General features: G+C 67.0%; 24 protein-coding genes and 1 pseudogene. 16 read left to right on the forward strand and 9 right to left on the reverse strand.

From position 1 onward, the window contains the following. Window positions 1-70: 70 nt before the first annotated feature. Window positions 71-376: a hypothetical protein gene (locus tag HALDL1_09555; protein ID AHG03819.1), complete on the forward strand. Its 306-nt coding sequence runs from the start codon at window positions 71-73 to the stop codon at window positions 374-376. An 11-nt stretch (window positions 377-387) separates the two neighbouring features. On the opposite strand, the gene HALDL1_09560 is transcribed toward HALDL1_09555, so the two are convergent. After that, window positions 388-1,671, reverse strand: coding sequence for a 3-phosphoshikimate 1-carboxyvinyltransferase (locus HALDL1_09560; GenBank protein AHG03820.1), 1,284 nt, complete (start codon window positions 1,669-1,671; stop codon window positions 388-390). A 78-nt stretch (window positions 1,672-1,749) separates the two neighbouring features. On the opposite strand from HALDL1_09560, the gene HALDL1_09565 reads away from it, so the two are divergent. Then, window positions 1,750-2,922, forward strand: a complete 1,173-nt coding sequence (locus HALDL1_09565) for a peptidase M24 (GenBank protein AHG03821.1) — start codon at window positions 1,750-1,752, stop codon at window positions 2,920-2,922. 4 nt (window positions 2,923-2,926) lie between these two features. On the opposite strand, the gene HALDL1_09570 is transcribed toward HALDL1_09565, so the two are convergent. Both HALDL1_09570 and HALDL1_09575 read right to left on the reverse strand, forming a co-directional pair. Then, entirely contained in the window at window positions 2,927-3,511 is a 585-nt protein-coding gene (locus HALDL1_09570; GenBank protein ID AHG03822.1) for a DNA-binding protein, read from the reverse strand. Window positions 3,512-3,563: 52 nt separating this feature from the next. Beyond that, window positions 3,564-4,937, reverse strand: a complete 1,374-nt coding sequence (locus HALDL1_09575; GenBank protein AHG03823.1) for a histidine kinase — start codon at window positions 4,935-4,937, stop codon at window positions 3,564-3,566. An 84-nt stretch (window positions 4,938-5,021) separates the two neighbouring features. Between HALDL1_09575 and HALDL1_09580 the strand changes: the two genes are divergently transcribed. Further along, the gene (locus HALDL1_09580) at window positions 5,022-5,747 is read left to right on the forward strand and encodes a prephenate dehydrogenase (GenBank protein ID AHG03824.1); all 726 of its coding nucleotides are present in this window, start codon (window positions 5,022-5,024) and stop codon (window positions 5,745-5,747) included. After that, a complete protein-coding gene (locus HALDL1_09585; GenBank protein AHG03825.1) occupies window positions 5,734-7,125 on the forward strand; it encodes an S-adenosylmethionine-dependent methyltransferase in 1,392 nt (463 codons plus the stop codon). The genes HALDL1_09580 and HALDL1_09585 overlap by 14 nt, the downstream gene beginning before the upstream one ends. Here the strand turns inward: HALDL1_09585 and HALDL1_09590 are convergent. Next, window positions 7,122-7,706 (reverse strand): hypothetical protein, encoded by a 585-nt coding sequence (locus HALDL1_09590; GenBank protein ID AHG05269.1) that lies wholly within the window; start codon window positions 7,704-7,706, stop codon window positions 7,122-7,124. The genes HALDL1_09585 and HALDL1_09590 overlap by 4 nt on opposite strands. A 202-nt stretch (window positions 7,707-7,908) precedes the next feature. Between HALDL1_09590 and HALDL1_09595 the strand changes: the two genes are divergently transcribed. The 3 genes from HALDL1_09595 to HALDL1_09605 all read left to right on the forward strand — a co-directional run bounded on the left by HALDL1_09595 (window position 7,909) and on the right by HALDL1_09605 (window position 10,504). Then, window positions 7,909-9,165: an anion permease gene (locus tag HALDL1_09595; protein AHG03826.1), complete on the forward strand. Its 1,257-nt coding sequence runs from the start codon at window positions 7,909-7,911 to the stop codon at window positions 9,163-9,165. A gap of 66 nt (window positions 9,166-9,231) precedes the next feature. Then, window positions 9,232-9,651 (forward strand): universal stress protein, encoded by a 420-nt coding sequence (locus HALDL1_09600; GenBank protein AHG03827.1) that lies wholly within the window; start codon window positions 9,232-9,234, stop codon window positions 9,649-9,651. A 79-nt stretch (window positions 9,652-9,730) separates the two neighbouring features. Further along, complete coding sequence (locus HALDL1_09605; protein ID AHG03828.1) at window positions 9,731-10,504, forward strand: 5'-nucleotidase; 774 nt, start codon at window positions 9,731-9,733, stop codon at window positions 10,502-10,504. A gap of 3 nt (window positions 10,505-10,507) precedes the next feature. Here HALDL1_09605 and HALDL1_09610 read toward each other — a convergent pair whose 3' ends face one another. Next, window positions 10,508-11,005 (reverse strand): NUDIX hydrolase, encoded by a 498-nt coding sequence (locus HALDL1_09610; GenBank protein ID AHG03829.1) that lies wholly within the window; start codon window positions 11,003-11,005, stop codon window positions 10,508-10,510. Between the two features lie 226 nt (window positions 11,006-11,231). Here HALDL1_09610 and HALDL1_09615 point away from each other — a divergent pair, with 226 nt between their 5' ends. From HALDL1_09615 to HALDL1_09630, 4 genes are all read left to right on the forward strand, one after another. Then, entirely contained in the window at window positions 11,232-11,618 is a 387-nt protein-coding gene (locus HALDL1_09615) for a membrane protein (protein ID AHG03830.1), read from the forward strand. A gap of 63 nt (window positions 11,619-11,681) precedes the next feature. After that, a complete protein-coding gene (locus HALDL1_09620) occupies window positions 11,682-12,362 on the forward strand; it encodes an IcfA (GenBank protein AHG03831.1) in 681 nt (226 codons plus the stop codon). An 82-nt stretch (window positions 12,363-12,444) separates the two neighbouring features. Continuing rightward, entirely contained in the window at window positions 12,445-13,206 is a 762-nt protein-coding gene (locus HALDL1_09625; GenBank protein AHG03832.1) for a geranylgeranylglyceryl phosphate synthase, read from the forward strand. A 48-nt stretch (window positions 13,207-13,254) separates the two neighbouring features. Further along, complete coding sequence (locus tag HALDL1_09630; GenBank protein AHG03833.1) at window positions 13,255-14,016, forward strand: membrane protein; 762 nt, start codon at window positions 13,255-13,257, stop codon at window positions 14,014-14,016. 40 nt (window positions 14,017-14,056) lie between these two features. Here the strand turns inward: HALDL1_09630 and HALDL1_09635 are convergent. Beyond that, window positions 14,057-14,853, reverse strand: a pseudogene (locus HALDL1_09635) (alpha/beta hydrolase). 248 nt (window positions 14,854-15,101) lie between these two features. Between HALDL1_09635 and HALDL1_09640 the strand changes: the two are divergent. From HALDL1_09640 to HALDL1_09655, 4 genes are all read left to right on the forward strand, one after another. After that, window positions 15,102-16,169, forward strand: coding sequence for an adhesin (locus HALDL1_09640; protein AHG03834.1), 1,068 nt, complete (start codon window positions 15,102-15,104; stop codon window positions 16,167-16,169). Beyond that, a complete protein-coding gene (locus tag HALDL1_09645) occupies window positions 16,151-16,942 on the forward strand; it encodes an ABC transporter ATP-binding protein (GenBank protein AHG03835.1) in 792 nt (263 codons plus the stop codon). Before HALDL1_09640 ends, HALDL1_09645 begins: the two co-directional genes overlap by 19 nt. After that, window positions 16,939-17,946 carry an ABC transporter permease gene (locus HALDL1_09650; GenBank protein AHG03836.1) on the forward strand — a complete coding sequence of 336 codons (1,008 nt, stop codon included), beginning with the start codon at window positions 16,939-16,941 and terminating at the stop codon, window positions 17,944-17,946. Before HALDL1_09645 ends, HALDL1_09650 begins: the two co-directional genes overlap by 4 nt. Before the next feature lie 703 nt (window positions 17,947-18,649). Continuing rightward, window positions 18,650-18,865, forward strand: coding sequence for a hypothetical protein (locus HALDL1_09655; protein ID AHG05270.1), 216 nt, complete (start codon window positions 18,650-18,652; stop codon window positions 18,863-18,865). Between the two features lie 206 nt (window positions 18,866-19,071). Here HALDL1_09655 and HALDL1_09660 read toward each other — a convergent pair whose 3' ends face one another. Both HALDL1_09660 and HALDL1_09665 read right to left on the reverse strand, forming a co-directional pair. Continuing rightward, entirely contained in the window at window positions 19,072-19,338 is a 267-nt protein-coding gene (locus HALDL1_09660) for a chorismate mutase (GenBank protein ID AHG03837.1), read from the reverse strand. Further along, window positions 19,335-20,189 carry a shikimate kinase gene (locus HALDL1_09665; GenBank protein AHG03838.1) on the reverse strand — a complete coding sequence of 285 codons (855 nt, stop codon included), beginning with the start codon at window positions 20,187-20,189 and terminating at the stop codon, window positions 19,335-19,337. Before HALDL1_09665 ends, HALDL1_09660 begins: the two co-directional genes overlap by 4 nt. Window positions 20,190-20,293: 104 nt before the next feature. Between HALDL1_09665 and HALDL1_09670 the strand changes: the two genes are divergently transcribed. Next, window positions 20,294-20,722: a hypothetical protein gene (locus HALDL1_09670; protein AHG03839.1), complete on the forward strand. Its 429-nt coding sequence runs from the start codon at window positions 20,294-20,296 to the stop codon at window positions 20,720-20,722. 6 nt (window positions 20,723-20,728) lie between these two features. On the opposite strand, the gene HALDL1_09675 is transcribed toward HALDL1_09670, so the two are convergent. Then, window positions 20,729-20,863 (reverse strand): hypothetical protein, encoded by a 135-nt coding sequence (locus tag HALDL1_09675; protein AHG03840.1) that lies wholly within the window; start codon window positions 20,861-20,863, stop codon window positions 20,729-20,731.

Raw genomic sequence — 20,863 nt, forward strand, 5'->3', positions numbered from 1 at the left:
GAGCATTTTTGCGAGTACTTAATCCTTGAGGTGAAGTCCTTATTGTCGGCGGTGGCCTTCAATATTCGATATGGCAGAGTCGATGCGGGTGGACGGTGCAGGAACCGAGGCTCAGATTCATAGCGCGCTAGCGAACGAACGGCGTCGTCACGTGCTCTCGACCCTGGAGGAAGCCGAGTCAGAACTCACGCTGACCGAACTCGTCCGCGAGGTGGCGCGTCGCGAGCGCGGCAACGAACCGGGAGCGACCAGCGACGAGGTGAAGCGGATTCGCATCTCGCTGTACCATCGCCACCTCCCGAAGCTCGCGGACGTGGGGCTGGTCGAGCACCATCCCGGGAAGAAGACGGTCGCACTGACGGACGAACGCGAGTAGCGGTCCAGCTGTTACCGGTCGACGTCGGCACCGAGCCCGGCGAGCACCTCGAAGAAGTCGGGGAACGAGACGTCCACGTGTTCTGCGCCAGCTATCGTGGTCTCGCCGTCGGCGACGAGTCCAGCGACGGCGAGCGCCATCACGAGACGGTGGTCGCCGCGGCCGTCGACGTGCGCGCCGACGAGGTCGGAGTCGCCGCCGTGGACGAGCAGTTCGTCCGGGCGCTCCTCCGTCTTCACGCCCATCTTCGTGAGTTCATCGGCCATCGCGCTCACACGGTCGGTCTCCTTGTAGCGGACGTGCTCGGCGTCCGTGATGCGCATCGTGCCGTCGGCGGCAGCGCCGAGGACGGCGAGCGTCGGCAGGAGGTCGGGCGTGTCCGCGACGTCCACCGTGACGCCGGAGAGCGCGGACTGGCGGACGACGATTTCGCCGTCGTCTTCGTGCCAGTCGACGTCCGCGCCCATCTGTTCGAGGACGTCCACGATGGCGGTGTCTCCCTGTGCGCTGGGGTACGCGCCTTCGACGACGACGTCGCCGTCGGCAGCGAGCGCGCCCGCTGCGAGCAGGTAGGAGGCCGAGGAGAAGTCGCCCGGGACGTCGTACTCGCCCCCGGCGGGGTCGTAGGTCTGCTCCCCATCGACGCGGTAGCCCGCCTCGGTCTCCGCGGCCTCGACGCCGAAGTCCGCCAGCACGTCGAGGGTGATGTCGACGTAGGGCGCGGACTTCAGCTCCGTCGTCAACTCGACGTCGATGCCATCCTCGGTGGCGGCGCCGGCCATGATCAGCGAGGTGACGAACTGCGAGGAGACGTCGCCGGGCATCTCGACGCGCCCGCCCTCGATGGGGCCGTCGACGACGAGCGGCGCCTGGCCGTTGCCCCGCGTGGAGCGCGCGCCTCCGCCGAGGGACTCGATGGCGTCGAGGAGTGGTCCGTGGGGGCGCGAGCGCAGCGATTCGTCGCCGGTGAGGACCGTGGTTCCGTCGGCGAGTGCCGCGGTCCCCGTGACCAGGCGCATCGTCGTACCGGAGTTCTCGCAGTCGACGACATCCGCCGGGACCGATGGGTCGCCGCTGAACCCGGTCACGTCCCAGTCGTCGCCCTCGCGGTTTTCGCTGCCCCCGAACGCCTCGACGGCCGCCGCGGTCGCCCGGGTGTCCGCGCTTTTCAGCGGGTTGCGGACTAGCGCGCCGTCGGCGTACCCCGCCGCGAGCAGCGCGCGGTGCGTGTAGCTCTTCGAGGGCGGGGCGCGCGCGGCGCCGCTCACCCGCGAGTTCCCGACAGTGGCTTCCATGGGCGCGAGGACGGCGCGCCCACCCAATAGGGTTCCGGAGGCGGTAGCGTTTAGGTGCCACCTCCACGACTCGGTGGCATGGACCCCGACCTCTCTCGACTCGACGAGTACCTCGACGAACGGGGACTCGACGGCTACGCGTTCTACGACGACGCCTCGAACTCCGACCTCTACTACGTCACCGGCTTCGGCGCCCCCGACCCGTTCTTCGCCGTCTACACGCCCGACGCCACCGGTATCCTCGCGTCGTCGCTCGAGTACGGTCGCGCAACCAGGGAGAGCCGAGCGGACGTCGTCAAGCGGTTCTCGGACTACGACCTCGCCGAGAAGCGCGCCGAACACGGTCCCGAGAAGGCAGGACACCTGGTTCGTGCGGAGTTCCTCGCGGACCTCGGTTGCGAGGCTGTCGACACGAACCAGAGCTTCCCCCTCGGCGTCGCGGACGCGCTCCGCGAGGAGGGGCTCTCGCTCGACCCGGACGACGACAACGTCGTGATGGACATCCGCGCGGTGAAGACCGAAGAGGAGGTAGAGCACGTCCGCCGCGCCCAGCGCGCCAACGAAGCGGCGATGGCACGCGCCGAGGAACTAATCCGGGGTGCGGACGTCGTCGACGGCGTCCTCCACCACGACGGCGAACCGCTCACCAGCGAGTTCGTGCGCCAGGAGATCGAGATCACGCTGCTCCGCAACGACTGTTCGCTCGACGAGACCATCGTCGCCTGCGGGAACGACGCCGCCGACCCGCACAACCGCGGCAGCGGCCCGCTCGAAGCCGACGAGTTCGTCATCGTCGACATCTTCCCTCGGGACAAGGCCTCGAAGTACCACAGCGACATGACGCGGACGTTCCTCAACGGCACGCCCTCCGAGACGCAACAGGAGTGGTACGACGTGACACAGGAGGCGCTGGAGGCGGCCCTCGACGCCGTCGGTCCCGGCGTCCCGAGCGAGGCGGTCAACCAGGCCGTCGTCGACGTCTACCAGAAGCACGGCCACCCGACCATCTTCACGGACCCGGAGACGGAGATCGGGTTCATCCACTCGACGGGCCACGGCGTCGGCCTCGACGTCCACGAGAAGCCGGGCGTTTCCCGCGGCGGCGACGAACTCCGGGCTGGCCACGTCGTCACCATAGAACCTGGCCTGTACGACCCTGACGTCGGTGGCGTCCGCATCGAGGACATCGTCGTCGTCACCGAGGACGGCTACGAGAACCTGGCCGACTACCCCATCTCGCTCGTGGAGTAATCGCTCAGCTGCGGGTGTCGGTGTTCTCCTCGCTGAGGTCGTTGAACACCGCGAGGAAGTCCGACTCGTCGAGCTTCCTGACCATCCGGTCGAGATTCGACCGCTTCTCCGCCAGCTCCGCGCACAGCGACTGGTAGCGCTCGTCGTCGACGAGTTCGTCCTCGGTCTTCGACGTCTCGAGGGTGGCGCGCTTCGAGGCGAGCGAGAAGTAGCTCTGCACCTCTTCGCTGTACAGCGAGCGTGCGAGTAGCTGACTGACGAGCGTCTCGAGGTCCTCGCGGTCGACGGGCTTCACGACGTAGGCGTCGAACCCGAGTTCGAGGATGTCGAAGTCCGGGTCGACGGCCGTCACCATCGCGACCTGGCAGTCGTTGCCTTGCTGGCGGACGGTCTGTAGTACGTCGTCCCCGGAGCTCTCCGGGAGTCTACGGTCGAGCAACACCACGTCAACGTCCTCGTCGAACTGGTCGAGGGCGCTACTGGCGGTGTACGCCGTCCGCACGTCGTAGCTGGGACTGAGCCAGTCGGCGAACAGGTCCGCGAGTTCGCGTTCGTCCTCGACGACGAGGACCGTCGCCGTATGTGTCATTCCAGACCGTACAAGTCAGTCGGGTTGTTTAGTTCTTTCCCGATACAGTAGTCTAATTGATGGGTTCGGCGTTCGGACGCACGACCACAGTGCCCTCCTCGGTGACTCTCACCGCGCCGTCAGACTGGGTGACGAGCCAGTAGACGAGCCAGAGTCCCACGCCGGAGCCGTGGCGCAGCGGCGTCTCGTCGGCCCCTGCCAGCGTCCTGCGCTCGTGCTCCGGGATGCCGGAGCCGTTGTCCCCGACGCGCACCATCGGTGGGTCCGGTTCGACGGTGACGTGCACCATCGAGTCGGTGGCATCGTTGTGCTCGGCCGCGTTCGACAGCAACTCCCGGACCGCCAGGCGAAGTCGGCTGTCCGCTTCCAACTCACAGGTCACGGTGATCTCGAAGGAGACGCCGGGGAACTCCTCGGCCACCCGCTCTACTTCCTCGCGCACCATCTCGCCAAGGGGTTCCTCCGGGCCGACGCCCGCCTCCAGGGCGCGCTCGAGCTGTCGGGCCTTCTCGCCGGCCGCCAGCAGGTCCTCCGCGGCGGTGACGATGCTGTCGACGTCCTCGTCGTCGCCGAGGCGCTCCCGGAGTCGTTCCGCCCGACCGAGCACGACGTTCAGCGCGTTCCGGACGTTGTGCCGCAGCACGCGGTTCAGGACGCGGAGGCGCTGCTCGCGTTCCTCGCGGCCCGTGACGTCTCGGCAGACCCAGACGTAGCCGTCGCCCGCGAGCGCGGTCATCGAGAGGTCCTGTGGGTACGTCGTCCCGTCGCTGCGCCGGGCGGTGACCGTCCCCTGCCACTCCTCCTGCGCTCCAGCGTCGAACTCCTCGAGCACGGCCGAGACGCGCTCGCGGGTGGCCTCCGGGTAACAGACCTGCCACGGTTCGCCGACGATGCTGGCGGGACTGTCGGCGCCGTACCCCTCGGCGAACGCCGCGTTCGCGTAGGAGACCGTCCCGGAGTCGTCGAGCACCGCGATGCCGTCCATGGCCGCGTCGAGCGCGCGCAGGAGGCGGAGGTGCGACCCAGCCCGCCAGCGGTCCCGGTCGCTGTACGTCCCCGCGATTGCGGCACCCAGCGCGCCGGTGCTCACGTGCTGGATGACCACGTGTGGTAGCGTCGCCTCGACGCCGTACGCACCGACGAGGACGGCCCAGAGGTCGAGCGTGAGGACGACCCCCGCACCGCCGATAGCCCACGCGAAGACCGCGTCCCCCCGGGCGCCGGCGGGCGCGCGCAACCAGAACCAGAGTCCGTAGCCGAGCAGCGCGAGCGCCGGCAGTATCGTCGCGACCGCCACCATGGGGGCCGGTGAGACGTGAGTGGCGAAGTGGGCGAGTGCCGCGCCCGTCAGTGTCACCCCGAGCGCCGGGACCAGCCAGCGTCGGGCGGTAACGGGCGCGGCGAGGTGGTCGTCGACGGCCGACATGGTTTCGGGGATACAGCGGAGGGATAAAAATCCACGCGTCGGCGAGCGAACGCCTTTTGCCGACCGGGACGCAACCGTCGGTCGATGGACGTACTCGTGGTGGGGGCCGGCGACGTCGGACGGTGGTTCGCGGCGCTAGCGGACGCACCGGTGGCGTTCGCCGACGTGGACGACGAGCGCGCCGCGGCGGCCGCCGAAGCACACGACGGCTGTGCCAGGACGGTGTCGCTCGACGCCGACGAGTCCTTCGGGCTGGTCGCCGTCGCGGTGCCGATGAGCGCCGCTGCCACCGCCATCGAGGACCACGCGGGGAAGGCCCAGCAGGCCGTCGTGGACTTCACTGGCGCGATGGAGGCGCCGCTGCGCGCGATGGCGACGGCGGCCCCCGCACGCGAACGCGTGAGTTTCCACCCGCTGTTCGCGCCGGAACACGAACCGGGCCGAATCGCGGTGTCGTCGAGCACGCCCGGCCCGGCCACCGACCGGGTTCGCGAGTGGCTCGAAGCCGCGGGCAACGACCTCGTCGACGTCGAACCAGCGGAGCACGACGAGGCGATGGCGACGATTCAGGGGCGGGCCCACGCCGCTGTGCTCGCGTTCGCGCTCGCGGCCGACGACGTGCCGGAGGAGCTGGCGACGCCGGTGTACGAGTCGCTATCGGAGCTCGCGGACCGCGTCACCGACGGGAACGCGGGGGTCTACGCCGACATCCAGGAGACGTTCGGCGGCGCGGACGAGGTGGCCGCCGCCGCGCGCCGGCTCGCCGACGCCGAGGACTTCGCGGAGGTGTACGAGGATGCCGGTCGATAGAGACGCGATCCTGGACAGCGCGAAGTACCTCCGCGGGGTCCGCCCGCTCGACCCAGCCGAACTCCGGGAGTACGTCACCGACCAGCCACACGACGCGGTGGTCCGGCAGGTGCTCCGCGAGCACGCCGCAAAACTCGGCGTCGTCGAGCGCGACGACGGCACGTTCGTCCCCGCCGGCGAGGATCCGGTCTACCCGGAGTTCGACGGCGTCAAAGCGCTCCCAGCGTCGTACGAACGCGCCGTGGAGAACCTGCTCGTCGAGCGCTGGGGACCGGAGTGGCACACGGGGGACTCGGGGGACACGTTACGCGAGACAATTCGGCGGTTCAAGGACGACTACTACCGCCAGGCAGACGTCGAATACGACCGCGACGTCGCGCTCGGCTACGCAGTCTACCACCTCGCGACGTACTACGCGGCGGTCCAGTACGTGCTCGCGGACCTGGCGCGAGACGGCCTGCTGACCGGACATCTGCGCGTCCTGGACCTCGGTGCGGGCATCGGCGGCCCCGCCCTCGGGCTGTTCGATTTCCTGCCCGAGGACGCGCTCGTGGAGTACCACGCCGTCGAACCGAGCGCCGCGGCCGACGTGCACGAAGAACTGCTCGCGGAGGCGCCGCGGAACGTCCACCCCGAAATTCACCGCGAGACGGCCGAGGCGTTCGAACCCGAGGGCGAGTACGACCTCGTGATGGCGTGCAGCGTCCTGAGCGAACTCGACGACCCGGTTGCGGTTGTCGAGCGCTACCTCGACTGTCTCGCCGATGACGGCACGTTCCTCGGGCTGGCGCCCGCGGACAAGAACACGAGCACGCAACTCCGCCAGGTCGAGCGCGAGGTAGAGCAGCGCGGGGCGACGGTCTACGGCCCGACGCCGCGGCTCTGGCCCGGGGAGCGGCCGACGGACCGCGGGTGGAGCTTCGACGAGCAACCCGAGGTCGAGGCGCCGGCGTTCCAGCGCAAACTCGCGGAGGCCAGCCAGCGCCCCTCGGAGTTCCTCCACACCGAGGTCCGGTACTCCTACTCGCTGTTGCGGACGGACGGCCGCCGCCAGCACGCGGTCGAGTTGAGCGCGGACCGCCTGCTGAAACTCGCGGACGCCGACGACCGGGTGACCGACCGCACGGACACGGTGGTCGCGAAACTCTCCCGGAACCTCGCGGACGAAGACGCCAACCCGCTGTTCAAGGTCAGCGACGGCAGCGAGCGCGACGACTGCTACGCGGTGCTCGTTCGGCCGACGAGCCTGAACCGCGACCTGCTCGACGCCGACTACGGCGACCTGCTCTCCGTGGAGTCTGCGCTCGTCCTCTGGAACGACGACGAGGAGGCGTACAACCTCGTCGTCGACGAGGAAACAGTCGTCGACAGCGCCTAGAAGAACTCGTCGGCCCGCCTCGTGGCGAACTCGTCGAGACGCGCCGGCCGTTCTGCGACCCACGCTGCGCCGTTGATCTCCGCCTCCTGGACGGCAATCTGGCCGCCCGCGTACGCCGCGTCGAAGAACACGTGTAGCGTGTGGCTCACCGTGTCGTCGTCGGGGTCCTCGCTGCGCCAGCGGGCGTGCTGGAGGTGCCAGAGCCCCGTGATTTCACAGTCGACGCCCGCCTCCTCGCGGACCTCCCGGCGAGCGGCTTCCTCGAAGGACTCCTCGCCTTCCAGACCGCCACCCGGCACTCCCCACTCCGACTCGCCGCGGGGCAGAATCACGAGTGCCCGCTCGCGGGTCTCCTCGCCGCCGGAGTAGCTCTCGCTGCGTTCGCCCGCCTGGTCGGGCTGGCGCACCGTCCAAGCGTACGCGCTTCCGACGTAGCCGTCGCGGGCGTTCTCGACGTACTCCGGGAACTCCGCGGTCGGAACCTCGACGGTCTCGTCTTCGACGGGGACGGCCACGTATGCGGACTGCAACCGCTCCACCTGGCGCTCCACGAACTCACGGTTGATGGCCGTCTCCGTCATGGAGCCGAGGCTTCTACCGGTTCGACAAAATACCTGGCGGAACCCTGCTCGATCAGCCCACACTGCGCAGGCCCGCGACGGCGGCCGGCAGACAAATCCTCTTTACCCCGGCGGCCGACAGCGTACCGTATGCACTGGTCATCTGCGGGAGTGTCTCTGTTCTGCGCCGTCGACGCGCCGTCCGAGCGGGGTGCTGTCTGACGTGGTCACGGTCCTCGCAGTCGTCGGCATCATTGTCGCGGCGTTCGTCGGATTCAACATCGGTGGCTCCTCGACGGGCGTCGCGTTCGGGCCGGCGGTCGGTAGCAAACTCGTGCGGAAAGCGACCGCGGCGGGACTGTTCAGTGTGTTCGCGCTGGTCGGCGCGTGGACCATCGGACGGAACGTCATCGCGACAATGAGCGACGGCATCGTGCCCGCCGCGCAGTTCTCGCCCGCGGCGGGCGTCGGCGTCCTCTTCTTCACGGGCTTCTCACTGCTCATCTCGAACATCTACGGGGTGCCCGCCTCGACGTCGATGACCGCCGTCGGCGCCATCGTCGGTCTCGGGCTGGCAACGGGGTCGCTGAACGAGGCGCTGATGTTCACCATCGTCTCGGCGTGGATTGTCGCGCCGCTCGTCGGCTTCGCCATCGGCGCCGTCATCGGGCGGTACGTCTACCCGCAACTGGACGCGCGGCTGTCGTTCACGCGCCTCCAGCGGGAGTTGATACAGGTCGACCGGTCGGGGTCCCTCCCGAGACCACGGCTCAACCAGAACGCGTCGCCCCGCGACCTCGTGGCGTCGTTCCTCGTGCTCGGCATCGCCTGCTACATGGGGTTCAGCGCCGGCGCCTCGAACGCCGCGAACGCCGTCGCGCCGCTCGTCGGCAACGGGACCGTCGACACCAGCCAGGGCGTCCTGCTCGCCGTCGCGGCGATAAGCCTCGGCGGGTTCACCATCGCGCGCCGCACGCTCGCGACGGTCGGGGACGGCATCACCGACCTCCCAATCCTCGCCGCGCTCGTCGTCTCGACGGTCGGCGCGACCATCATCACCGTCCTCTCGTACTTCGGCATCCCGGCCAGCCTCGCGGTGAGCACGACGTGTTGCATCATCGGCCTCGGGTGGGGGCGGGCGAGTCGCGCCGTCACGCTCGCCGAACTCGCCACGCCCTCCGTCGAATCGGACCCCGGACCGGGGCTCTCGACGGGCGCGCTGGCGGCGCCGTCCGTGGACGCGGACGACGGTGCTGGCGGGACGACCGTGGGCGACTTGGCGAGCGAGGAGCGTATCGAACCGGAGACGCCCACCGAGGAGACACCGTCCGTCCCGCCCATCGGCGAGGAGGACATCGAGGAGCTGACCGCGGAGGACCTCTTCGACCCCGCGGCGACCACCAGAATCGTGTTCCTCTGGGTCGCGACACCGGCGCTCTCGGTCGTCGGCTCCTACGTGCTGTTCGCGTTCCTGCTGTGAGTGAGAGCCCTGGGGACCGTCGCTCCCGCCACCTACGTTTATGCGGTAATCGCCCGTTGTTCCCGTATGGTTTCACGCGTTCTCGTGCCGATGGACGGCTCCGAGATGGCCGAACACGCCCTCGAATACGCTCTGGACGTGTTCCCCGACGCCGAAATAACCGTCCTCACCGTGGTCGGGGAGCCGTCGGCGTTCTGGGCTAAGGCGACAGCGCTCGCGCTCGAGGACGACATCGCGGGGGCTGCCGAGGAGCGGGCGGCACCGGTCCGCGAGCGCGCCCGCGAAATCGCCGCCGACCACGACACCGAAATCGAGACTGACGTCCGAGTCGGTCACCCGAGTCGTGCGATCCTCGACGTGGCTCCCGAGTTCGAAACGGTCGTCGTCGGCAGCCACGGCGGCTCCGTCGCGGACCGCCTGCTCGTCGGCAACGTCGCGGAGACCATCTTCCGACGGTCGCCGGTTCCGGTCGTCGTCGTCCGCTGACCGATACACCTCCCCAGTCGTTCACCCCCCGTCGGCGGCCGTCGATACGCTTTTTCACCGGGGCGCCGACGTTCGCCCAATGGCAGACAGTCCGGAAATCCTCGTCACCAACGACGACGGCATCGACGCGCCCGGCATCCGCGCGCTCGCCGAGGGCCTGCGCGACGTCGGCAACGTAACCGTCGTCGCGCCCGCGGACAACCAGAGTGCGACGGGGCGAGCGATGTCCCGCGAGGTCACCGTCGACGAGCACGAACTCGGCTACGCCATCGGCGGCACGCCGTCGGACTGCGTCGTCGCGGGCCTCGAGGCGATCGGGCCGTACCCCGACCTCGTCGTCTCCGGCGTCAACGAGGGCGCGAACCTCGGGATGTACGTGCTCGGGCGCTCGGGGACCGTCAGCGCCGCTGTCGAGGCGGCGTTCTTCGGCGTTCCAGCCATCGCCACGTCGCTGTTCCTCACGAGCGAGGACTTCGGCTCCGAGACCCACCCCGAGGACTACGAGACTGCGGTCGAGGCGACAGTGTACCTCGCGGAGCAGACCCTCGAGACAGACGTCTTCGAGCAGGCCGACTACCTGAACGTGAACGCACCCCACCCCGGCGTCGAACCCTCGGGCGAGATGAAAGTGACGCGGCCGTCCCACGGCTACGACATGACCGCCGAGCGGAACGGCGAGACAGTCGTCCTGAAGGACCGCATGTGGGACCTGATGGACTCCGGGGAGATCCCGGACCCCGCGGGCACCGACCGCCGCGCCGTCGTCGACGGCCACGTCTCCGTCTCCCCGCTCACCGCCCCGCACACCACCGAACACCACGAGGCGCTCGACGGCCTCGCCGACGCCTACTGACGGTCAGTCGAGTCGGCAGTCCCGGAGCAACGCCTCGGCGTCCACGAACTGCTCGGTGTCCGCGGGTGGCTCGCTGAACCACGCGGTGGCCGCTATCTCGTCGTCGTGCTCGCCGAGGTCGTCGCCGAACTCGGTCTGGTCGGTGCGCGCCGCGAACGCCACGAACCAGCCCCGCACGCTTTCCTCGCCAGCGCGGAACACCTGCTCCTCGACGCGTACCGGCCGGCGGATGTCCGCATCGAGACCGGTCTCCTCACGGACTTCCCGCGCTGCGGCCTCCGCGAACGACTCGCCGGCCTCCACGCCTCCACCGGGCAGCACCCAGCCATCGCTCCACTCGGTCTCCACGAACGCCGCCTCCCCGCGCGGGTTCCAGACGACCGCGCCCGCCGCCGTCCAGCCATCGGCGGTCGGGTCGAGGTCCTCGGGCGCCACGTCGAACTCGCGGACCGCGTGGGTCGAGTCTGACTCGGCGATGAGGGAAGCGACGGCACTGTGCATACCTCGTCACTGGCGACGCGGGCGAAAAAACCAGCGGTGGTCTCTCCGCAACGGGTGGCCTCTATCTAGTGACTATCTGTACCGATTCTGGGTCGTACAGCGCCAGCATCCTGCTGTCCCCGTACTTATACTCAGAAAGCGTACCTGTTTTTGGTGTAACATTATGGCTACCGACGCTGCTGACGCGGTCGACGACGCGAGACACGAGGACGACTACCGAACAGAACTGGGAGAATCCGAAACCGGCCTCGACGAGAACGTCGCCGGCGCGCTCTCCTACCTCCTCGGCGCACTCACCGGGATACTCTTCGTCGCGATAGAGCGCGACAACGAGTTCGTCCGGTTCCACGCCGCCCAGAGCATCGTCGTGTTCGGAGGTCTCCTCCTGGTCAGTGTCGGTGTGAGCGTCCTCAGTACGGTTCTCACGACTGGAGCCCTCGGTGGCGGTGCGGGGGCCCTCGTCTTCGGCCTGCTCTCGCTGTTCCTCTCCCTGTTGTGGTTCGGCGTCTTCCTCGCAGGGTTCGTCCTCTGGCTCTACCTCATGGTCCGCGCGTACAGTGGGGAGACGCCACGAGTCCCTGTCGCCGCGGGCATCGCGGACCGCCTCGTCTGAACGGGCCCACCTGGGGCCTTCCACCAGACACAAAGCACTCGACACAGAACTCTTCTCCGAACGATGAATCCGACTGTCGTCGAGATGCTGGAACGCAACGCCGAACACGCGGCCTCCTTCCACGACCGGTTCGACGGCGTCCAGGACGCACAGCACCCGGAAGCGGTCACTGTCTCCTGCTCGGACTCCCGGGTCCTCCAGGACCACGTCTGGGGGAACGACGAACCCGGCCACCTCTTCACGTGCAGCAACATCGGGAACCGCGTCGTCCAGCGGACGGACGACGGGACCGTCGTCTCTGGGGACGTGCTCTACCCGCTCGAACACACGGGGACGGACACCGCCGTCGTCGTCGGCCACACTGGCTGTGGCGCAGTCACGGCGACGTACGACCACCTGACCGACGGGCTCTCGGAGCCGCCGGGCATCGAGCACTGCATCGAACTGCTGGCGCCTCACCTCGAGGACGGCGTCGAACTGCTCCCGCCGGACCTGGACCGCGAGGAAGCCATCAACCACTTGGTGGAGTACAACGTCGACCGGCAGGTCGACGCGCTACTGGACAGCGACGACGTCCCGGAAGCCACCGACATCGTCGGCGTCGTCTACGACTTCCACGACGCCTACGGCGGGCGGCGCGGCGAGGTCCACGTCGTCAACGTGGACGGTGAGACCGACGTGGAGAAGCTGCAAGACGCGCACTCAGACGTCGAGTCGCGGGTTGCGAGGCGCTGGGAGTACTGACAGAGCGCTCGCTCGAGTCGCCGCACGGTGATAGCCCCACCGTTCCGGAGGAATCATAACCCAATATCTCGACTCCGACACCATGTCCATCGACTGGAGCGACATCACGCACGTCACGAAGGTGGACCCAGCGGAGGACCTGCCGACGAACCTCGACATCCTGGACCACACCGACCTCGTCATTGTCGGCGGCTCCGACGGCGTCACGGAGGCCAACTCCCTCGACGCCATCGAGCGGATTCGCCGAGCGCTCCCCGACCTGCCGGTGTTTCAGGAACCGTACAGTTCGGGCCACGTCTCCTCGGAGACCATCGACGCCGTGGACTACCTCTCGATTCCGGCGGTGTACAACGGCGACCGCGACAACTTCGTCGCCAAGCACGTCGAGTTCTTCACCGAGATCGCGGCGAAACCCCAGGAGACCCTCGGCGCCGGCCTCCCGGTCGTCGGCGAGGTCATCGCGTCGAAGGGCCGGGACGCCGTCGCACAGCTCTCCGAGAAGATTCTGCCCGAGGGCTACATCGTGCAGAATCTCGACTCGAAGGCCGCAACGGAGTCCGGCGTCGACGAGGCGTACACCACGGACCAGGTCGCCGGCGCGGCGCTCGCCACAGAGTCGTTCTACGACTTCCCCATCTTCTACGTCGAGTACTCCGGCACCTACGGCGGGCCCGAGGACGTCGAGGCGGCGGCGAACTATCTAGACGACACCGTACTGTTCTACGGCGGCGGTATCGAGACCCACGAACAGACCGAGGAGATTCTGGACGCCGGCGCCGACGCCGTCGTCGTCGGCGACTGTTTCCACGACGACCCCGAGCAGTTCCTTGAGACCCTCCCCTGAGCGCTCGGGCCCAACACACTTTTGCTCGGCACAGCCGAATTTTACGTGATGACCTCGCCAGTCGCCGGTGTCCTCCTCGCCGGCGGACTGGCGGCCGCCCACTTCTTCGCCGGGAAGCTCCGGTTTCTCCGGTCTGTTCCCCGTAGTCGGACGCTCTCCGTCGCGGGCGGCGTCTCCGTCGCGTACGTGTTCGTCCACCTGCTCCCCGAGATAACGGAACACCAGGCAGAACTCGCGGAGCACGCCCGGGCGATGAACGTCCCCGGCCTCGCGGCCACCGAGCGAGCGCTCTTCCTGGTCGCTCTCGCGGGGTTCGCCGTCTTCTACGGCCTCGAACGGCTAGCCGTCAAGTCCCACGCGGAGACCGGCACCGACGACGTCGAGGGGAAGGCGGAGACGGAGACGACAGAGCCGGTGTTCTGGATCCACATCGCCTCGTTCGCGGCGTACAACGCGCTCATCGGCTACCTCCTGTTGCACAGAGAGGAAGCGGGCACGGTCAGCCTGCTGCTGTACTTCACGGCGATGGCGCTGCACTTCGTCGTGAACGACTACGGCCTCCGCGAACACCACAAAACAGCGTACTCCCACTACGGCCGGTGGATTCTCTCCGCCGCCGTCTTCTTCGGATTGTTCGCCGGCTTCCTCGTCGACGTCCCGGCGGTCGTGTTGAGCCTCATGCTCGCGTTCCTCGCCGGCGGCGTCGTGCTCAACGTCATCAAGGAGGAACTCCCGGAGAAGCGCGAGAGCCGGTTCTGGGCGTTTCTCGCTGGGACGGCGAGTTACACAGTCGTACTGTTGCTCGTGTGAGCGGAGACGTCTGCCGCTTCGCGGGAGTGAGTCGAACTGTTCACAGCGACTCGACGAACTCGCTCAGCACCTGGTTGAACCGTGCTGGTTGCTCGAGCGTGATGCAGTGGCCACTCTCCTCGAACAGTTCGAACTGGGCGTCCGGAATTAGTTCCGCGGCGTACTCGACGGAAGCGACAGTCCGCCACTTCTCGTCGGCGCCCGCACAGACCAGCGTCGGGACGTCGATATCGGGGAGCACGTCCCGGTAATCCCGGAGCAGTTCGAGTAGCAACGCGCTCTGGACCAGCGGTGGCGTCCGGGAGTCCTCGTCGAACATCGTGGTTCGTAGCTCCCGGGACGGTGGGTCTTTGACCAGTTCCGTGATGCTCCGTTGAGTGAGGCCGACGGGGTCAGTCTGGATGGCGACGAGGGCGTCTCTGAGGTCCTCAACGGTGTAACTCCCGTGGTCGTAGTCCTCGCGTTTCAACGGCGACGGTTCCATGTCGACGTCGACGAGCGCCCGTGTCCGGTCGGTGCCGAACTGGTCGACGTACTCCCACGAGACGATCGCCCCCATCGACCACCCGACCAGAACGACGTCACGGAGGTCGAGTGAATCCAGGAACGTGTGGAGGTCCAGTGCGTACTGAGGGAGAGTGTGCCCCAACTCCGTTTTCTCCGACCGGCCCTGTCCCCTGAAGTCGAAGGCCAGCGCCCGGTACTCGTCCGACAGCGCCGTCAGCTGGGGTTCGAAGTACCGGAGTCCCGCCGCCCCCCGTGGAGGAAGACGATTGGTTTCCCCTCCCCGTGGTCCTCGTAGTAGAGGTCCGCGCCGTTGCACTGTACGACTGGCATATCTGCACATTCGCGCTGGCGGACGATAACGATGATGCGGAGAGCACCGACCGCTAGTGGAGGTGTCGGAACGCGTGATTCCGTGTGCTATTATCGCTCGCTCCGCTGGACCTGCCCGGTCACGTGTCGTCCGCAGCGGAAGAAAATCCGTCTTTGGTCACCCAGCGAACGACATTTTTTAGACTCATCTAACTTCTTAGTTAGACCGATAGCATTATCATATTCGGGTCGACTACTATCGACTGACAATGACCAACAGGACTCGAGCGAAGACGCCCCCACCCGTCTCGAGGAGGGACGTCCTCCTCGCCGGGTCGGGCGTCCTCGCCACGGGGCTCGCTGGCTGCCTCGGCGGTCTGGCGAGCGGAACCGACCCCGGAGAATCAGGGGACGGGCCCGTCGCCGTCGCATCCTTCTTCAGCTTCTACGACTTCGGCCGGAAGATCGCAGACGGCACGCCGGTCACGGTCCGCAACCTGATTCCGACCGGACTCCACGGGCACGGCTGGGAGCCGAACGCGAGCATCACGAGGGACATCATCGAGGCCGACGCGTTCGTCCACGTCGGGCCGGAGTTCCAGCCCTGGGCCGACAGGGCGATACAGACGCTGAAGGACGACGACGTCGATACGCAACTCATCAACGTCCGCGAGAACGTCGAACTCGTCGACCTCGCCGCCAGTCTCGACCCCGACGAGGAGGGCGTCGGCGACGGCCGCGGGAAGGACCCCCACTTCTGGCTCGACCCCACCCGCGCGAAGCAGTCTGTCGACAACATCACCGAGGGGTTCGTCGAACTCGCGCCGGACCACGAGTCGACGTTCCGGGAGAACGCCGCGGCGTACAAGCGCGACGTTCTCGACCGCATCGACCGCGACTACCGGGCCATCTTCGACGCCGCCGACCGCGACGTCGTCCAGTTGGCCGCGCACAACGCGTTTCAGTACATCGGTGCCAGGTACGGCGTCAGGATGCGTCCGCTCGTCGTGAACCTCGCCGCCAGCGGTGATGTCAAACCCTCCGACATCACCGAGGCCAAGCGCGTCATCGACGAGAACGGCATCGAGTACATCGGCGCCGGCGTCTTCGAGACCCGGAAACCCGCCGAGCAACTCGTCGCCGAGACGTCGGTCGAAGCCTACTACCCCGTCACCCCCTACGCCGGCGTCCGTGAGGAGTGGGTCGAGGAGGACTGGGGGTACGAGGAAATCGCCTACAACATCAACATGCCCACCTTCGAGGTCGTTCTCGGGAACAAACCGCCCGAGGAGGCCGGCTACGACGGGTGGAACGAGGAGTGGAGGAACTTCGAATGAGTTCCCAGACCGGAACTGCTCAACAGATGGCAGAGGACGCGCCCGTCGTCGAACTGGCTGGCGTCGACTTCGGCTACACCGCGACGCCCGTCGTCGAAGACATCTCTCTGCAGGTGGACGCCGGCGAGTACGTCGCCATGGTCGGGCCGAACGGGTCGGGCAAGTCCACGCTGATGAAGCTAATGCTGGGACTCATCAGACCAGACGACGGCAGCGCTCGCCTGTTCGGCGAACCCGCCCACGCCTTCCAGGACGGGTCGCGCATCGGCTACGTCGCCCAGCACGCCAGCGCCTCCAAGGAGATGCCCATCACCGTCCGCGAGGTCGTGAAGATGGGGCGGTTCCCCCACGTCGGCTTCGGGTGGCTCTCTGGCCGCGACTGGGAAATCGTCGACCGGGCGCTGGAGACGGTCGGGATGTCGGCGTTCGCGAACCGCCGCGTGACGCAGCTATCCGGCGGGCAGCGCCAGCGGGCGTTCATCGCGCGAGCGCTCGCCAGCGAGGCCGACCTCCTCGTCCTCGACGAACCCACCGTCGGGGTCGACGTCGAGTCGGTCGACGCGTTCTACGACCTGCTCGAATCGCTCAACGAGGACGGCATCACGATACTGCTCATCGAGCACGACCTGAGCGCGGTCACGAACCACGCCGAGCGCGTCGTCTGCCTCAACCGCGAGATCTACTTCGACGGACCGACCGACGCGTTCGTCGAGAGCGACGCCCTCGGCCGCGCGTTCGGTACCGCGGCGACACTCATCGGTGATGCTGCATGACCGACGCCCTAATCGTGGCGTTACAGCTCGGGGTACTGGACTCCGTCCTGGCGCCCCTCTACTGGCTCCTCTCGCTGTGGTCGGAGCTGCTGTTCTGGGTCGCTGGGGCGACCGGCCTCGAACTCCTGCAGTACCGGTTCATGCACCGGGCCATCCTCGTTGGGCTCTGTATCGGCGTGATGGCCCCGCTCATCGGCACGTTCCTCGTCCACCGACAGCTCGCGCTCATCGGCGACGCGCTGGCACACACCGCGTTTGCGGGCGTCGCCGTCGGATTGTTCCTCAACGCAGTGCTCGACCTCGGCGTCTCGCCGTACCTGACGGCCGTGGTCGTCGCGATGATCGCGGCGCTTCTCATCGAGTTCATCTCGGAGGTGACCGACGCCTACAACGACGTCTCGATGGCCATCGTCCTCTCGACGGGGTTCGCGCTCGGGACGGTGCTCATCAGCATCAACGCCGGCGGACTCGCCGTTGGGGTCAACCAGTACCTGTTCGGGAACCTCTCGACCGTCTCCGCGGAGAACGCAGTGATTCTCCTCGTCCTGTTCGGCGTCATCGTCGCGACGGTCACGCTCACGCGCAACCAGTTGCTCTACGTGACCTTCGACGAGACCGCAGCGGCGGTCTCCGGCATCTCGGTCTCGTGGTACAACCGCGTGATGGTGATGCTGACGGCGCTGGTCGTCGTCGGCGCGATGCAGATCATGGGCGTCATCCTGGTCGCGGCGATGCTCGTCGTGCCAGTCGCGGGCGCCTCGCAGGTCTCCCGGAGCTTCACCGAGTCGCTGTTCGTCTCGGTCGCCCTCGCGGAACTCGCCGTCCTCCTCGGCATCGGATTCGCCTACTACGGCGAGGCGACGGCAGGGGGCGTCATCGTCCTCGTCGCCGTCAGCATCTACGTCCTGACTGTCGTCGCCGGTAAGTTACAGTCGCGGGCGAGCGAGGGGGACGCAGCCGTCGGAGCCATCACTGCAGACGATGCCGAATCGCCCTCGGACTGACGGTACTCCGCAGGTTGAAGGTCTGTACGCTTCTAACTGGCCTCGCGTTGTTCGACTTAGTTCAGATACCGGACTGAAGTTTCGGATACGCCGAGTAGGACCAGCGACCTCCTGTTCGTCTGCGTATCCGATGCATCGAACTGCCAGCCCCCAACAACTATACTTGGTGTTCACAAACGACGGGAGTAGAAATGGCCTCGACTACTGATGGAAATCCAGCAAATCAGGAACTTGCTGACGTGAACGTCGGGGAGTTGCTAAAAACCCGACTTGAGAACTCTTTGCCCCGGGTTCTCTGGGTTCCGATATTCTACGGGGCATGCGTTCCAGTAGCAGTTGTAGGTGGGTTCCTGTGGATGGTATTCTGGGCGGGAATGCCATGGACCGGGTTCGGGGGGATAATCTCCGTTGTAGGCCTCGTCTTTGGTGTCCAAGCAGCGTACACGGCGATTGGTGTCTTAGTCGCGTTGATCGTTGTTGCAGCCGGTGTATACGGGAATCTCGAACCGGCCCAGGTCGACCGGGTTCGGGACTATGGAGCACGGGGCAGGAGGTATGCCAAATGGCACATAGTCAATTCGATATTTTGACATAATGTCCCTCACCTGCTTCGCCCGCTATTCCGCGAGATCTGAGTGCGATTTAGAAGTGTCGCGTCTACCCACAGGCTGATTACGCATGGCAATAACCGAAGTGTAGTCGGATGACAGATCCAGATTCCGGTTCATCGATCGCGCGTCGGGCGTTCGAGATAGTGAAAATACCAGTCCGGGGAGTTGTCAAATCTGCAAAATTCCTCGACAAAGTCGCTGACGGACTCATCAGCATCAAGGACCACTCTATCATGACCGTCACGAAAGAAGGTGTCCGGGTGATAAACGAGGCCTACGACGATGTGTTCCGAGGGAAGCGAGAGTAGGGAAGCAGACTGTGTGCAGCGATTGACGTTCGTCGGAAGAATCCCTCCAGAAACCTGATTCTCGTTTCGCATCGACTGGGTGGCGAGCGTGGCCACCTGGCAGACCCGGGAACGAATCACTCACCAACCCTGAAACGATGGAGCCACTACCGGAAGAAGTCCCACCCATCGTGGCCAAGTACACGCCTCGAAACTCCCGATTTCGGCTACCGACTCTCCCGCTGCTCGGCCTTGTTCAACTCGATGAGCAATCTGAAGACGGCCTTCACGAGATTCGGGTCGACGTCGAACGCTTCGGCGTTCTGGCCGGCGCGCTCCATGACGGCCTCCTCCTGGGACTCGTCGGTGGTCGCCATGTCGCGTTCGTCCTTCACGGCCGCGATGGTCTCGGCGACGTACGTCCGTCGCGCGATGAGGTCGACTATCTCGCGGTCGATCTGTTCGATCTCCGCGCGCAGTTCGTCCAGGCTCATGTCGTCCGGGCCCCGTCCGGCCGCGTCGTCGTCAGCCGGACCGTCCCCGGGTTCTCGTTCCATACAGATTTCACCTCCTTGAGTGCCGCCCGCTCCCCGACCGCGACGTAGCTCGGCCCCGTGCCCGACAGCGACGCCCCGTCTGCGTGGGGGAGCGCGTCCACGATGGGCGCCGCCGGGAAGTCGAGGGCCGCACAGAACGCCAGTCCGTTCACCGTCATCGCAGTGCCGTACTGGCCGCGTGCCGCGAGGTCGGCGACGTGCTCGGCCAGCGGCGCGACGTGCTCGCACCGGGTCACGTCGGCATCCGCGGAGAACGACTGGCGGGGCGGCGTCCAGACGACGGCGTCCCACTCCACCTCTTCGCGGAACAGCAGTTCGTCCGCCTCGTTGTCGGTCATCGTTAGGCCGCCGAGCATGCTCGCGCTGGCGTCGTCGAACGCGCCTGTGACCGTCACGCCTGTCTCGCGTGCGGCTTGCACGCCGACTCGCGCCGCGTCGACGCGCTGGACCTCCTCGGCGCGGCCGAGCGCGTCGAGGGTCGCGAGCACCGTCGCGTTCGCCGCCGCGCTCGAACTCTTCAGCCCCGAGGCCAGCGGTATCTCCGTCTCGGTCCTGACCGTGCCGCCCTCGCCGTCGCCGAACTCCTCGGTCACGAGGGAGACGCAGCGCTCGACCAGCGCGGTGTCCGCGCCCGGGTGGTCGACGACCTCACCGGTCACGCGGCTGGCGTCCGGGTCGAGGGATACCGACGCGGTCACGTCGAAGTCGATGGCGAACGCGCTCCCGACGCCGGTCGCTAGCGCGTTCAACACCGTGCCCGCGGCTGGTGCGACTGCACGGCCGTCCATGTGTGAACCTGCCACGGGTCGTACTTACGACTGGCGCTTGGGGCAACGGCCGGTCTTCGCGGGCAAACGGCGGGCTTTTCCTGTCACGCCGAAAACCCACAGTCATGAGCGCCCGCAACGACATCGCGCCGAGCACCATCGGCGTCGAGCTCGACGAGGGTGGCGTCTACGTCGAGTACACCGACGGCCGCCGGACGTTCTACAACGGCGTCCCCGAGAAGGTCCACGGGACGGTCAGATGTCGACCCGGCAAGGACGTCCACGTACTCGTCACGGACCCCTCCGAGACGGAGGGCGTTCTCGTCTACGTCAACGACCTGAAGACCCACGACGACATCCTCGAGTCCTCTGGTGTCGGTCGCGTCCTGCTGGACCCGGGCGAGGAGGAGGAACTGTTCCCTGGTGTGACAGTCCAGGTAGACGGCTACGCGATAGAAGTGACGGCCGACCCGGAGGAGGCGCGCGGCCGGGTGTTCGTCTTCGAGGAGGACGAGATCGGCGAGTACTCCTACGAACTGTTTCCCGAATCGTAGCCTGGCCTACTGCAGATAGGAGGGACCCTCGCCGTCGCAGTTCTCCTCGTGCTGGCGGGCGTCTCCTTGATCGTCGAACATGAGACCACATCCCTCACAGCGGTACCAGGTCATGTCGTCCCGCTCTGTCGCCTCGACCAT

The organism is Halobacterium sp. DL1 (assembly GCA_000230955.3).
GTDB lineage: Archaea > Halobacteriota > Halobacteria > Halobacteriales > Halobacteriaceae > Halobacterium.